Here is a 13,651-nt window from a genome sequence, read left to right as displayed (position 1 = left end):
CTCCATTCGCGGCTCCAGCCGCGTCGCATTCAATGGGAATTTGACGCGATTCGCGGTGGAACCGGCGGCTAAGACTGTGACAGTTGAGGCTGTCTTCAGATCAACAGGTGGCGATCCGAGAGCCGAACGTCAAGCGCCCTCGGCTGTCTCTTCCTTGCGGTCTGCATAGATGTAGAGAGGTTTACCATTGCCATCAACGACTTCGCCGTTGACCACGACCTCTTCAACACCATCAAGGCCAGGCAGTTCGAACATGGTTTCCAGCAGAATGCCTTCCATGATCGAGCGCAGGCCGCGCGCACCGGTCTTGCGCTGGATCGCACGCTGGGCGATCGCCTTGAGCGCATCTTCGGTAAAGGTCAGGCCAACGCCTTCCATCTCGAACAGGCGCTGATACTGCTTGACCAGAGCGTTTTTCGGCTCGGTCAGGATCTTGATCAGGGCACCCTCGTCCAGATCTTCCAGGGTTGCGATAACCGGCAGACGACCGACGAATTCCGGGATCAGGCCGAAACGGTTGAGGTCATCCGGCTCGACATCACGCAGAATTTCGCCGGTGCCACGATCATCCGGCTCACGCACATCGGCGCCAAAACCGATGGAAGAACCCTGCCCGCGCTGGGAGATCACCTTGTCGAGACCGGCAAAGGCACCGCCAACGACAAACAGGATATTCGTGGTGTCGACCTGCAGGAATTCCTGCTGCGGATGCTTGCGACCACCCTGCGGCGGCACGGATGCGACCGTGCCTTCCATGATTTTCAGCAGAGCCTGCTGCACGCCCTCACCGGACACATCACGGGTGATGGACGGGTTGTCGGACTTGCGCGAGATCTTGTCGATCTCGTCGATATAGACGATGCCGCGCTGGGCTCGCTCAACATTGTAGTCGGCGGCCTGCAGCAGTTTCAGCACGATATTCTCGACGTCCTCACCAACATAACCGGCTTCGGTCAGAGTGGTGGCGTCCGCCATCGTGAACGGCACATCCAGGATGCGTGCGAGGGTCTGGGCCAGCAGCGTCTTGCCGCAACCCGTCGGGCCAATCAGCAGGATGTTGGACTTGGCCAGCTCGACATCACCGCCATTCTGGGTGGCGTGGTTGAGACGTTTGTAGTGGTTGTGGACGGCAACGGACAGTACGCGCTTGGCATGCCCCTGCCCGATCACATAGTCGTTCAGGATATCGAAGATCTCCTGCGGAGCCGGGACGTTGCCCTTGGACTTGACCAGCGAAGACTTGCTCTCCTCACGGATGATATCCATGCAGAGTTCAACACACTCGTCGCAGATAAAGACGGTCGGTCCCGCAATCAGCTTGCGAACCTCGTGCTGGCTCTTGCCGCAGAAAGAACAATACAGCGTGTTCTTCGCTTCGCCTTCGCCGCCTGTCGTCTTACTCATGACCGCTCCAATTCAACCCGCAAGCACTGGGTCTATACCATGCCTGCTTTCAGTTTCGTTTCGTACAAAATCGCAATCGATCTTTAGCGAAACGTTTCCGCATACTGTTATTCGACCACAGTGTTGTAGCGCAGATCAAGCAGGATCCGCGCCAACAATCACATCTAGTCCTCGGCTGCGTCCTCGCCGCCACGGGTCTGAACGATCTGGTCGATCAGTCCGAATTCCTTGCCCTCTTCCGCCGACATGAAATTGTCGCGGTCCAGTGCAGCCTCGATTTCCTCGTATTTGCGACCGGTGTGCTCGACATAGATCTCGTTCAGACGACGCTTGATCTTCATGATGTCAGCTGCGTGACGCTCGATGTCGGACGCCTGCCCACGGAAACCGCCGGACGGCTGGTGCACCATGATGCGCGCATTCGGCGTGGCAAAACGCATGTCCTTCTCACCACCGGTCAGCAATAGAGAGCCCATGGAAGCCGCCATGCCCAGACAGATCGTGGAAACAGGGCTGCGGATGTATTTCATCGTGTCATAGATACCCAACCCGGCCGAAACGACACCGCCCGGCGAGTTTATATACATGGAGATTTCCTTCTTCGGGTTTTCCGACTCAAGGAAGAGCAGCTGGGCAATGACCAGGCTCGCCATGTGGTCCTCGACCGGTCCGGTCAGGAAGATAATCCGCTCCTTGAGCAGACGGGAAAAGATATCAAAGGAACGCTCGCCCCGGCTGGTCTGCTCGACGACCATGGGAACAAGATTCATCATCACATCCTGGGGATCTCTCATATCGCGCTCCTTGGGGTATCGGCACAGCGGACGCCGCCGATTCATGGGAAGTAATCAGAACTATTGCGGCGCTCGCCCGACGAGGCAAGGCCATCAGCACAGCTCTAGACTGCAAGGTATGACCAAAAACAAAACGCCGGTGCACATATAGGCACCGGCGTTCTGTTTTAAAATGAGACTGTTAGGCCTAGGCGTCTTTTTTTGCAGCCGCCTTCTTGGCCGGAGCCTTTTTCTTCGCAGGTGCCTTTTTCTTGGCAGCCGGCTTCTCGTCCTTGGCGTCGTCCTTCTTGGCAGCTGCCTTCTTGGCCGGAGCCTTCTTCGCAGCTGCCTTCTTGGCCGGAGCTTTTTTCTTGGCCGGAGCCTTTTTCGGCGCTTCCTCGTCCTCGTCGGCGAAGAGCGCTTCGCGCGATACGGAAACTTCGCTCACATCAGCCTGCTCGAGGATGTAGTCGACGACCTTCTCTTCATAGATCGGTGCACGCAGCTGGGCGATAGCGTTCGGGTTCTTCTGGTAGAACTCGACAACCTGGCGCTCCTGACCCGGATAGCGCATGGCTTCCTGGTTGACCGCGCGGGAAAGCTCTTCCTGGGTCACATCAACATTGTTGGCGCGGCCGATTTCAGCCAGCACCAGGCCGAGACGGACACGACGCTCCGCGATACCGCGGTATTCGTCCTTGAGCTGGTCTTCCGACTTGCCCTTGTCTTCGTCTTCAAGGTGATCGTGCTCGATCGCGTGGGAAACCTCGCGCCAGATGTTGGCGAACTCGGCCTCCACCATTTTCGGCGGCAGGTCAAAGCTATGCTCGCTGTCCAGCTGGTCCAGAAGGACGCGCTTGACCTTCATGCGGGACTGTTGGGCGTGCTCGCTTTCGATGTTCTTCTTGAGAACGTCCTTGAGGCTGTCCAGGTCCTCGAGACCGAGGCGCTTGGCGAGCTCGTCGTCAACCTTCGGCTCTTCCGGGGATTCGATATCCTTGACGGTGACTTCAAAGACAGCGGCCTTACCCGCAAGGTGCTGGGCCTGGTACTGCTCCGGGAAGGAAACGTTCAACTCACGCTCCTCGCCTCGCTTGGCACCAACCAGCTGCTCTTCAAAGCCCGGGATGAAGGCGCCGTCGCCGATGGCGACACGGCTGTCTTCGGCGGAGCCACCTTCAAAGGCTTCGCCATCGATCTTGCCGACAAAGTCGATGACAACAACATCACCCTCTTCAGCCTTGGCGTTCTTGCCGCCTTTCTTGGCTGCGTAGGAACGGTTCTTCTCGGACAGCTCACCGAGCGCCTCGTCGACCTGTGCGTCGGCGACTTCAGCGACCGGACGCTCGACTTTCAACTTGGACGGATCGGCCGGCTCGAATTCCGGCATGATTTCCAGGCTGATCTCGAAGGTGAAGTCGGAACCACCAGCAACAGCCTTGGCGTCAGACTTGACGTCGATCTCCGGCTGGGAGGCCGGGCGGATCTTGCGCTCGTCCAGGGCTTTCTGGGTGGTTTCCGGCACCAGCTCGTTGAGCAGATCGCCCATGATGGATTCGCCGAACATCTTGCGGATGTGCTTGGACGGAACTTTGCCCGGGCGGAAGCCCTTCAGGCGAACTTCCGGACGGATTTCTTCGATTTTTGCATCCAGGCGAGCTTGCAGATCATCAGCCGCGAAAACGACTTCATAAGTGCGGCTCAAGCCTTCTGATGCTTTCTCGATGACGTTCATGGGTTGGACCTTGGTGTTCTGACTAGTGCGGAGACCGCGTTGAAATTCGAGCGCGCGTTATGTCACGTGGTTTTGGCATGCGCAACGGTGCGACGCTGTAGCGTGTGTATTGAAGCTGTATTGATCTGTGAAAAGCGGTTCTTCCCGACCGCCCCACCCTGCAATTCAGCCAGGATGGCTTCCAACTCGTGAAACCTACAGGCAATGAGTGGTGCGGATGAGAGGACTCGAACCTCCACGCCTCGCGGCACCAGAACCTAAATCTGGCGCGTCTACCAGTTTCGCCACATCCGCATCGGTCATTCTCGGACCGGGCGCGGGTGATGACATGGGCCTGCTCCGGACGCAAGCCCCCGCACACTGGGGCAAGTCATCAATCGCATATTAATCAAACTGTCGCATACAGTTATTCGTACAGGGGTGGGAAAGTGCTTGTCGGCGATGTCTATTGATCTGAACACTATTCTAAAGGCGGTCCTCGCGGAGAAGAAAAAGGTCGATATCGGCCAGTTTCAACTTCTCAATCTTGATCGCATCAAAGACGCATCCGGCGATGACTGGCCGGCCATGAAGAAAAAGATTTTCGACGCCGCCTCCCATTTCATCGAGAAGCGCCTGTCGATCAAACACATCCTGGTTCCGTGCGAAGAAGGTTTCCTGATCATCTTCGCGGAACACGCCGACAATATCGCTGAAGAAGTCGAGAAGATCACCGAAGAGATGATCGCCTTCTTCCTGGGCCATCCGGATCTGCCTGACCTGGAAGTCGCCAGCGACGCCCAGTCGGTATCGCCAGGCGAGCTCGCTCAGATAGCGACATCATCAAAGCCGCCCGCGCCAGCGAAGGCACCAGACATCCCGTCCATGGACTCCCTGCCCCCGCTCCACGAGCTGGGTCCCGGGGCGGAAAATGCTCAAGCCTGCTTCCGACCGATCTGGGACGCTGAGCGCCAAGCCATAACCGCCAATTACTGTTTTTCCAAGGTTCATGTCGAAGGCCGCCTCATCGAAGGGCGCCGCGCCATCGAGACCCGGATGAGTGATGTCGAACATCTCACGCTCGACCTGGTCGCCGCGCGTTCTGCCTTCCAGGCCTTTCTCGCATTCTTCAAGAAGAAGAAACGCAACACATTTGCCATCTCGATCCACGAGACGACTCTCTTGAATGCGGAAAACCGCACCCGATTCCTGGAATGCCTGGCCGGCGTTCCGGAAGTGGCTCGCAAGAGTTTCTGGTTGCGCCTGGAGGCCGCAGACATTCCCCACGGCAACGCCTTTCCGGCTCTGGAGGAGTTCGCCGATCAGGGCTTCAGCCTGATGCTGGACCAACCATTTGGCCAAGCTGAGCTGTCCTCCTTTGAAGAGCGCGGCGTCAATGTCTTCTCGGCCCGCGCCCTGCGCCCCGCCAATTTCGAAAGCGAGGGCATGCTTGATCATGACTCCGCTGCCCTGAACAATGCTGTCCGGGCGGCGGGCGCCATGTCTGCCCCATTCCTGCTGGATGATGTGCGTGATCTAAAGACTTTGAAACAGGCCATGGCCTGCGGTGTTCGCATGTTGTGCGGGCCGGGCCTGGTGCCAGAAGCCGCACGCCCGTCGCCGCTGCGTCCCCTGTCGATCGTCGATCTCTGCCGCATTGCCAAGGCGGCCTGACCTTCCCGTTTGTCCGGAAACTCGGCTCGCTCTAGTCTCGCCTTGAGAGATTGAGGCAAGCCATGGATTGGGAACAGAGATTCCAGGAAAACTCCACGCCCTGGGAGCGGTCAAGACTGCACCCGGTCATTTCTGACTGGGCCAGCGCAGGCGTATTCCAACCGGGTTCCCGCGTGCTCATTCCGGGATGCGGACGTTCACCTGAACTCGTTCATCTCACCTCGTTAGGCCTGAAAGTCACTGGTTTCGACCTCTCGGAAACAGCTATCGGCTGGCAGCGCGAAAGGCTCGAGGAACGCGGGCTGGATGCCGAACTGATCGCAGGCGACGCTTTCACCTGGGCGCCCAGCCACCCCATCGACCTGATCTATGAACAGACATTTCTCTGCGCCATCGCGCCAGCCTTGCGCGAAACCTATGAGGCCTGCGCTTATCGCTGGCTGAAACCGGGCGGAGGCTTCCTGGCCCTGTTCATGCAAAAAACCGAGCGTGGCGGGCCACCCTATGCCTGCTCTCTGGAAGCGATGCACACGCTGTTCCCGGCTAATCGATGGGACTGGCCGGAAAACGAGAGCTTCACGCCCTATCCTCACCCCAACCTCAACGACAAACCTGAGCTCGCAGGCGTATTGAGACGGCGCTAGGCCCGCTCTTCGTCGGATGTTTTCGGTTCTTCAGTCGAAGCCACCGGCTTGCGTTGCTTGCCATGTTTCGCGGTCATCGGCGCAAAGGTGAGAACTGCGCCTGCGGTCAGAAGGCCTGCGATGACATTCGCGGCTGCAAAACCGCAGATCAGACCCAGCGGTGAATCAAATACCTGGGCACCGATGATCACACCGGGGATCACCAATCCGATCGCTCGGCCAGCAGTGATCACCAGGGCATGCCCGGGACGGCCAAGCCCATTGAAACCGGCACTCGCCGAGATGGTGATGCCATAACCGGCAACAGTCAGCGGGACGATCTGCCAATAGGTGCGCGCAATGGACTGCCCCTCCTCGCTGGGAAGGAAGGCGGCGGCCAACGGACCAGCGACAACCCACAACAACGCCGCGATCGCAAAACTCCAGATGATGCAGAATACAAACGAGGACCGGAATGCCTCGCGCACACGATCAAGATTATTGGCTCCGCCATTTTGGCCGGTGACAGCCCCGATGCAGGCTGACAGGGCAAACAACGGGACGATGGCGAAAGCCTCAACGCGCCCCGCAACGCCAAGACCGCCTACGGCAGCATCACCAAAGCGCGCCATTCCCAGGCCGGACATGGCAATGGTCAGGGCCAGCGGGTTGAAGACATTGGAAATACAGGCCGGAATACCGACTCGCGCAATATCCGCCCAGTTGTGCAGGACTTCACCAAAACCCGGCCAGCTGAAATCGATCAGCTTTTCCTTGAACACCAGGTAGGCGGAAACCATCAGGAAAGTCGCGCCGTTGGCGACGACCGTTGCCAGTGCAGCGCCGGACACGCCCCAGCCCAGCCCCGGGAACCAGCCGAAGACATCATCGAGAATGAAAATCGGGTCGAGGATCATGTTGATGAAAGCGGCTGCGATCATCATCAGGCTGGGCACGGTCGCATTGCCGAGTGCGCGCAGGATGTTGCTGGCCACCATTGGGCCGACGATCAGGAGGATGCCTGCGAACCAGACCGTCATGTAGTCGACCACATGTGGCATCATGCTTTCGCTGGCACCAAGCGCCGCGAAAATCTCTTCGACAAAAACGATCCCAAGAATGGACACCAGGCCCACCGAGATAATCGACAGACTCAGGGCGTCAGTGGAAATGCGTGGAATTGAGGTGCCGTCCTTGCGCCCGGCTGCCCGGGAGACAGCCGAGACCGCTCCGGCGCCCAGGCCGATGGAAACGGACATAACCAGCATGGTCACCGGGAAACTCATCTGTACGGCGGCCTGTTGCGCCGTACCCAGGGTTCCCACCCAGAAGGTATCGATAATGCCGACGAGCATCATGGCCAGAATGCCGAAACTCATCGGCATGACCATGCGTACAAGGTGCCCGAACACCGAGCCCTGGGTCAGATCATTCGCCTGACGTCCCGCCATGGCCAGTCCTTTCAAACACACAAGAGCGCACTAGATAGGCCGCCACATCCTCGCATGCACCCCTCGTTTTCGTGAACACGGCGAATGACCGTTATGCATCGACTGTATTGAGGTCGTAGGCCGCAATGCCCGCGAGGTTGACAATATCGGACACCGACGAACCCAGACGCGCGATCTGAACAGGTTTTTCGAGCCCCACGAGCATCGGGCCGATGACGGTCGCCCCACCCGCGGATTTCAGCAATCGCAGTGCGATCGATGCGGAATGGACTGCCGGCATGATCAGCACATTTGCCGGCTGGGTCAGACGCGAGAACGGGTAAAGCCGATGATGGTCCGGGTCCAGCGCCACATCGGCCGCCATTTCGCCCTCGTACTCAAAATCCACGCCCATCTCGTCCAGTATGCGCACGGCTTGCTGGATCTTCTCGGTGCGCTCGCCCGGAGGATTGCCGAAACTGGAATACGACAGGAACGCCAGATGCGGTGTCAGACGCAGGCGCTTGGCGGCATTGGCCGTCGCTATGGCGATTTCAGCCAGTCCCTGAGCATCGGGAAACTCGTCGACAGTGACATCACTCATCAGGATGGTGCGTCCCGGAGTAATCGCGGCAGCGATGCCAACCACCCGACCGCCCTCGGCCGGGCCGAGCACGAGTTTCACATCCTTCATCACACCGTTGGAGTGGCGGGTAACGCCTGTCACCATCCCGTCGGCCTGCCCCATTTTGAGCATGCAGGCAGCGAAAACATTGCGATCATTGTTAACTCGACGCTGCACGTCCCGGCGGAGATAGCCCTTGCGCTGAAGACGGGTGTAAAGGAAATCGGCATAGTCCTGATTGTGCTCGGAAAGCCGCGCATTGCAGATCTCCAGCGCGTCATCGGGCAGGCCAAGCTCGCGCATATTCTTCCGGGCAATTTCCTCTCGCGCGATCAGGATCGCCTTGCCAAGCCCCTGGTTCTCGAACGCATGCGCCGCTCGGATCACCGCCGGCTCCTCGCCCTCGGCAAAGACGATTCGCTTTTCTTCCTTGCGAATGGAAGCGGTAATGCGCTGCTGCATTGAAGCTGTCGGATCGAGACGGCGCGCCAGCTGCTGCTTGTAGGCCTCGATATCAGCGATCGGACGCCGCGCGACGCCACTGTTGACGGCGGCCTCGGCGACAAAGGGCGGGATCCAGTAGATCAGGCGCGGATCAAACGGGGTCGGAATGATGTAGTCGCGACCGTATTGGAGACGGTCAACCTTGTAGGCATTGGCCACTTCATCAGGAACATCCTCGCGCGCCAGGGCCGCCAGGGCCCGCGCGGCGGCGACCTTCATGTCCTCATTGATCTCGGTCGCACGGACATCCAGAGCGCCGCGGAAGATATAGGGGAAGCCCAGAACGTTATTCACCTGGTTGGGGTAGTCGGAACGTCCCGTAGCCATGATCACGTCATCACGCACCTCGGACACTTCTTCAGGAGTAATCTCCGGTGTCGGGTTGGCCATGGCGAATATGATTGGTCGAGGCGCCAGCGAGGCTACAATGTCCTTTGTGAACACCCCCGCAGCCGACAGCCCCAGCAGGCAGTCCGCGCCCTCGGCAGCCTCTGCCAGGGTGCGTTTATCCGTCTCGATGGCGTGTTTAGCGAGGCGGTCGTGACAGCCGGGACGACCTTCATAAACCACGCCCTCGATATCGACGACGATGGTGTTTTCATCCTTCACTCCGAGGTGTTTGATCAGCTCGAGCACGGAAAGGCCCGCAGCCCCGGCACCACAAAGGACAACTTTCAGGTCCTCGATTTTTCGCCCGGTTATGTCGCACGCATTGATAAGCCCCGCAGCCGCGATGATCGCCGTGCCGTGCTGGTCGTCATGCATGACGGGGATATCGAGTTCCTCGCGCAGACGGCGCTCGATCTCGAAACATTCCGGCGCCTTGATGTCCTCAAGATTGATGCCGCCGAAACTGTTCCCGAACCCCTTCACACAATCGATGAACTTGTCAGGATCGGTGTATTCCACCTCGACATCAAACGCGTCCAGATCAGCAAATCGCTTGAACAGAACCGCCTTGCCTTCCATCACAGGCTTGGACGCCGCGGCGCCCAGATCACCTAGCCCGAGGATCGCTGTACCGTTGGAGACGACGGCGACCATATTGCCCTTGGAGGTATAGTCATATGCCGCATCTGGATCGGCGGCGATCGCTCTTACGGGTGCTGCCACGCCCGGTGAATAGGCCAGGGCGAGATCACGCTGCGTCGCCATCGGCTTGGTCGCCGCGAGTCCGATCTTGCCGGGGGTGGGTTTCATGTGAAAGCGCAGCGCTTCTGCGTCGAGAGCACTGGCAGTATTGGACGGATGGTCAGCGGGCATGCATGTCTCGCATCAAAGGTGGGACCGCAAACATGAACCGCTCCGCTGGTTCCGCCAAGTCCCCTTCTGTTCACACCCGATTTGCGAGGCGCTCATAAACCTCGGCCCGCCGTGCAGACGCTTCGAGTCGGCGCAGCGTCTCAGCAACCGAGCCCGGCAAATCTTCCGCGACCAGACCTTGCCCGAAGCGCCATCCGGCATCGCCATGAATCCAGGCGCCAGCACACGCAGCTGTAAAACTGTCAACGCCCTGGGCAATCAATCCCGCGATCAATCCCGCCAGCACATCCCCGCTGCCAGCCGTTGCCAGCACGGGGGAAGCATGGGTGTTCACCACCGGGGTCTGCCCCGGCGCGGCGATAACCGTGTCCGCACCCTTGAGCAGGACGACACAACCCGCTTTCTCCGCCGCCTCGCGAACGATTTCGATCTTGTTCTCTGGTCCGAGCGCGATCCCCGGGAAAAGGCGCCGAAACTCGCCGAAGTGCGGCGTCAGAACGTCTTCCGCTCGCAGGGCTGCAAACAACGCATCCTTATGCCCCTCGAAACTGCTCAACGCATCCGCATCCAGCACCATCTTGGTGTCACCGCCCAGTGCTGCCAGCACCTGGTCACGTGTCGTCAGACCGGTCCCATAAGCCGGCCCCATCACGGCAGACGTGGCTCGTAATGCGGACAGGTCGTCCCCTGCTTGAACCTCCGCCTCGCGCAACATGATCGCCGTCAGATGCTCCGCGTTTTCGGCCATGGCATTTTTCGGAGAAACCACTGTGACCAGGCCTGCCCCTGTTCGTAATCCAGCCATGGCGGCCAGGCGCGCGGCGCCTGTAGAGCCAGCAGGTCCGGAAAAAACTGCGAGGCGACCGCGCTGGTGTTTGTGGGTGTCTGCCCCGGAGCACGGTAGACGCTGTCGCCAGGTCTCGGAGACATTCCAGTAAGCGACCGGCGTTATCTCGGCCTGCCAGCCATTGGGGATACCGATATCCGCGAGCACCACCTCGCCGCATAGATCAGCTCCAGGCTGCAGGAAATGGGCTGGTTTGCAACGGTGAAAGGTGACACTCAGATCCGCGTGGAAAACAGGCCCCTCCAACGCACTCATATCACCGGACAACCCCGAAGGAAGGTCAATGGCCACGCGAATGGCGTCAGCCGTATTACTCGCCCGCACAAGATCCGCGGCCGGCCCATCAAGTGGGCGCGTCAAGCCGGCCCCGAACATTGCGTCTACAATGAGGGCCTGATCCTCGGTCCGAGCCCGGGATGCAAGCCGGGTGTCCCCGCTCCATTGCTGATAGGCCCAGAGCGCATCGTCTTTCAGCGCCTTCGGCTCGACCAGGCTGGCGAGCGTCACCGGCCAGCCCTGGTCCCGAAGGTATCGCGCGACGACATAACCATCGCCGCCGTTATTCCCGGGGCCACACAGAATCAGGGTCGGGCGCGGAGCCCAGCGCTGACAGATCGCCTTTGCGACTGCCCGACCGGCATTCTCCATCAAAACCGTGCCCGCCACGCCATGTTCAATCGCATAGCAGTCGCAGCGGCCGATATCCGCGGTGGACAGGATCGCCTTCTGCATCATTGCTTCAATTCGTAGCAGCACTGCTTCATGATCGAGCAGTTTCCCGTTCATCGCATATCACACCTTGCCGACTGCTTGTCTCGACCGGTGCCACCGATAGGTTCGGCTCAAGTCCAAGGAGACGGTCATGAAAAAGATCGAAGCGATTATCAAACCGTTCAAGCTCGACGATGTGAAGGAAGCCCTTCAGGAAGTCGGCGTGCAAGGCCTGACCGTTCTCGAGGCCAAGGGATTCGGCCGCCAGAAAGGTCATACGGAACTTTATCGCGGCGCTGAATACGTCGTGGACTTCCTTCCCAAGATCAAGATTGAACTGGTTCTGCCCGCGGATCGTGTCGACGCTGCCGTCGAAGCCATCCAGAATGCGGCCCAGACCGGTCGTATCGGCGACGGCAAGATCTTTGTCAGCCCCGTCGAAAGTGTCATCCGCATCCGTACCGGTGAGACCGGTCGCGACGCCCTCTAGCATTCAAACCCGACAAACCACGGAGACCGGCTCATGTCCGAGGCCATCATCAAGAAACTGCATGACGAGGAGATCAACTATGTTGACCTCCGTTTCACCGATCCGCGCGGCAAGCTGCAGCACGTGACCTTCGACAAGTCCCAGGTTGACGAGGACTTCTTCGAAGACGGCATCATGTTTGACGGTTCCTCCATCGGTGGCTGGAAAGCGATCAATGAGTCCGACATGGTGCTCAAACCGGACACCTCCTACACGACGATCGACCCGTTCTACCAGCAGCCGACGATGGTCATGTTCTGTGACATTCTCGAGCCGGGTTCGGGCGAAAGCTATAATCGCGACCCGCGCACGACCGCCAAGAAAGCCGAGGCTTTCCTGAAGTCCTCCGGCATTGGCGACGCGGCCTATCTCGGCCCGGAAGCGGAATTTTTCGTTTTTGACGATGTTCGCATCTCCACCGAACAGCACCACACCTCCTACAAGCTCGACAGCGAGGAAGGCCCCTACAACTCCAACCGCAAGTATGAGGGCGGCAATATGGGCCACCGCCCGGGTCCAAAGGGCGGCTATTTCCCGGTCAATCCGGTCGACAGCGGCCAGGACATGCGCACCGAGATGCTCGAAGTGATGACTGAGCTGGGCCTCGAGCCGGAAAAGCATCACCACGAGGTGGCTCCGGCGCAGCACGAGCTCGGCATGAAGTTCTCGACCCTCACCACGATGGCCGACCGCATGCAGCTCTATAAGTACACGGTCCACATGGTTGCCCATGCCTATGGCAAGACGGCCACCTTCATGCCCAAGCCGGTCTGGAACGACAATGGCACCGGCATGCACGTGCACCAGTCCATCTGGAAGGACGGCAAGCCGCTCTTCGCCGGCGACCGGTATGCTGACCTGTCTGACAACTGCCTCTACTATATCGGTGGCATCATCAAACACGCCCGCGCGATCAATGCTTTCGCCAACGCTTCGACCAATTCCTACAAGCGCCTGGTCCCGGGCTTCGAGGCACCGGTCCTGCTGGCCTATTCCGCCCGCAACCGTTCTGCGTCCATCCGTATCCCGTATGTCAGCTCGCCGAACGGCAAGCGCCTGGAGACGCGTTTCCCGGACCCCGCCGGCAACCCGTATCTGACCTTCACCTCGCTCTTGATGGCCGGTCTCGACGGCATCGAGAATCGTATCGATCCGGGCGATCCGATGGACAAGGACCTCTACGACCTGCCGCCGGAAGAGCTCAAGGACATCCCAACGGTCTGCCGCTCGCTGCGTGAGGCTCTGGAATCACTCGACGCCGATCGCGACTTCCTCAAGAAGGGCGGTGTCATGGATGACGACCAGATCGACGCCTATATCGATCTCAAGATGGAAGAAGTCGAACGCTTCGAGATGCACCCGCACCCGGTCGAATTCGACATGTATTATTCCTGCTGATCCGGCGATCCGCACGAAGATTGAAGAAGCGGTCGGGCCCAAGCCCGGCCGCTTTTTTGTTTCGACACACATGAATGGTCGACGAGCGCTATTCCATTCGCTACAAATCCACCCGAGTTAACTTATTCCCGCCATGGGTCGTTCTTCTAGGAGTCG

10 protein-coding genes and 1 tRNA gene are annotated in these 13,651 nt (G+C 59.2%); 4 read left to right on the top strand and 7 right to left on the bottom strand.

Features of this window, described 5'->3' with window-relative positions:
- Window positions 1–129 precede the first annotated feature (129 nt).
- The 4 genes from clpX to SIC17_RS15695 form a co-directional block, all read right to left on the bottom strand.
- Window positions 130–1,404: an ATP-dependent Clp protease ATP-binding subunit ClpX gene (gene clpX, locus SIC17_RS15710; protein ID WP_291896063.1), complete on the bottom strand. Its 1,275-nt coding sequence runs from the start codon at window positions 1,402–1,404 to the stop codon at window positions 130–132.
- Window positions 1,405–1,568: 164 nt separating this feature from the next.
- Window positions 1,569–2,198, bottom strand: coding sequence for an ATP-dependent Clp protease proteolytic subunit (locus SIC17_RS15705; RefSeq protein WP_291898802.1), 630 nt, complete (start codon window positions 2,196–2,198; stop codon window positions 1,569–1,571).
- 187 nt (window positions 2,199–2,385) lie between these two features.
- Entirely contained in the window at window positions 2,386–3,912 is a 1,527-nt protein-coding gene (gene tig / locus SIC17_RS15700) for a trigger factor (RefSeq protein WP_412545960.1), read from the bottom strand.
- A 209-nt stretch (window positions 3,913–4,121) separates the two neighbouring features.
- A tRNA-Leu gene (locus SIC17_RS15695) sits at window positions 4,122–4,206 on the bottom strand.
- 147 nt (window positions 4,207–4,353) lie between these two features.
- On the opposite strand from SIC17_RS15695, the gene SIC17_RS15690 reads away from it, so the two are divergent.
- On the top strand, window positions 4,354–5,565 hold the full coding sequence (locus SIC17_RS15690; RefSeq protein WP_291896070.1) for a hypothetical protein: 1,212 nt from the start codon (window positions 4,354–4,356) through the stop codon (window positions 5,563–5,565).
- A gap of 62 nt (window positions 5,566–5,627) precedes the next feature.
- Window positions 5,628–6,209 (top strand): methyltransferase domain-containing protein, encoded by a 582-nt coding sequence (locus tag SIC17_RS15685; protein ID WP_412545959.1) that lies wholly within the window; start codon window positions 5,628–5,630, stop codon window positions 6,207–6,209.
- Here the strand turns inward: SIC17_RS15685 and SIC17_RS15680 are convergent.
- The 3 genes from SIC17_RS15680 to SIC17_RS15670 form a co-directional block, all read right to left on the bottom strand.
- Entirely contained in the window at window positions 6,206–7,639 is a 1,434-nt protein-coding gene (locus SIC17_RS15680; RefSeq protein ID WP_412545958.1) for an MATE family efflux transporter, read from the bottom strand. The two genes, SIC17_RS15685 and SIC17_RS15680, sit on opposite strands and share 4 nt — an antisense overlap.
- 91 nt (window positions 7,640–7,730) lie before the next feature.
- Window positions 7,731–10,010 carry an NADP-dependent malic enzyme gene (locus tag SIC17_RS15675; protein ID WP_412545957.1) on the bottom strand — a complete coding sequence of 760 codons (2,280 nt, stop codon included), beginning with the start codon at window positions 10,008–10,010 and terminating at the stop codon, window positions 7,731–7,733.
- A gap of 70 nt (window positions 10,011–10,080) precedes the next feature.
- On the bottom strand, window positions 10,081–11,592 hold the full coding sequence (locus tag SIC17_RS15670; protein ID WP_412545956.1) for an NAD(P)H-hydrate dehydratase: 1,512 nt from the start codon (window positions 11,590–11,592) through the stop codon (window positions 10,081–10,083).
- 127 nt (window positions 11,593–11,719) lie between these two features.
- Between SIC17_RS15670 and SIC17_RS15665 the strand changes: the two genes are divergently transcribed.
- Window positions 11,720–12,058, top strand: coding sequence for a P-II family nitrogen regulator (locus tag SIC17_RS15665; protein WP_291896080.1), 339 nt, complete (start codon window positions 11,720–11,722; stop codon window positions 12,056–12,058).
- 33 nt (window positions 12,059–12,091) lie between these two features.
- Window positions 12,092–13,495 carry a type I glutamate--ammonia ligase gene (glnA, locus tag SIC17_RS15660; RefSeq protein ID WP_291896082.1) on the top strand — a complete coding sequence of 468 codons (1,404 nt, stop codon included), beginning with the start codon at window positions 12,092–12,094 and terminating at the stop codon, window positions 13,493–13,495.
- Window positions 13,496–13,651: the final 156 nt, after the last annotated feature.

This window comes from Maricaulis sp. MIT060901, assembly GCF_047123815.1.
Classification (GTDB): domain Bacteria; phylum Pseudomonadota; class Alphaproteobacteria; order Caulobacterales; family Maricaulaceae; genus Maricaulis.
This window is presented reverse-complemented; position numbering and strand designations above follow the sequence as displayed.

What these genes read in the sequence shown, in the direction of transcription:
- clpX (WP_291896063.1), bottom strand. Translation starts at nt 1,404, where the DNA reads ATGAGTAAGACGACAGGCGGCGAAGGCGAAGCGAAGAACACGCTGTAT.
- SIC17_RS15705 (WP_291898802.1), bottom strand. Translation starts at nt 2,198, where the DNA reads ATGAGAGATCCCCAGGATGTGATGATGAATCTTGTTCCCATGGTCGTC.
- tig (WP_412545960.1), bottom strand. Translation starts at nt 3,912, where the DNA reads ATGAACGTCATCGAGAAAGCATCAGAAGGCTTGAGCCGCACTTATGAA.
- SIC17_RS15690 (WP_291896070.1), top strand. Translation starts at nt 4,354, where the DNA reads ATGTCTATTGATCTGAACACTATTCTAAAGGCGGTCCTCGCGGAGAAG.
- SIC17_RS15685 (WP_412545959.1), top strand. Translation starts at nt 5,628, where the DNA reads ATGGATTGGGAACAGAGATTCCAGGAAAACTCCACGCCCTGGGAGCGG.
- SIC17_RS15680 (WP_412545958.1), bottom strand. Translation starts at nt 7,639, where the DNA reads ATGGCGGGACGTCAGGCGAATGATCTGACCCAGGGCTCGGTGTTCGGG.
- SIC17_RS15675 (WP_412545957.1), bottom strand. Translation starts at nt 10,010, where the DNA reads ATGCCCGCTGACCATCCGTCCAATACTGCCAGTGCTCTCGACGCAGAA.
- SIC17_RS15670 (WP_412545956.1), bottom strand. Translation starts at nt 11,592, where the DNA reads ATGATGCAGAAGGCGATCCTGTCCACCGCGGATATCGGCCGCTGCGAC.
- SIC17_RS15665 (WP_291896080.1), top strand. Translation starts at nt 11,720, where the DNA reads ATGAAAAAGATCGAAGCGATTATCAAACCGTTCAAGCTCGACGATGTG.
- glnA (WP_291896082.1), top strand. Translation starts at nt 12,092, where the DNA reads ATGTCCGAGGCCATCATCAAGAAACTGCATGACGAGGAGATCAACTAT.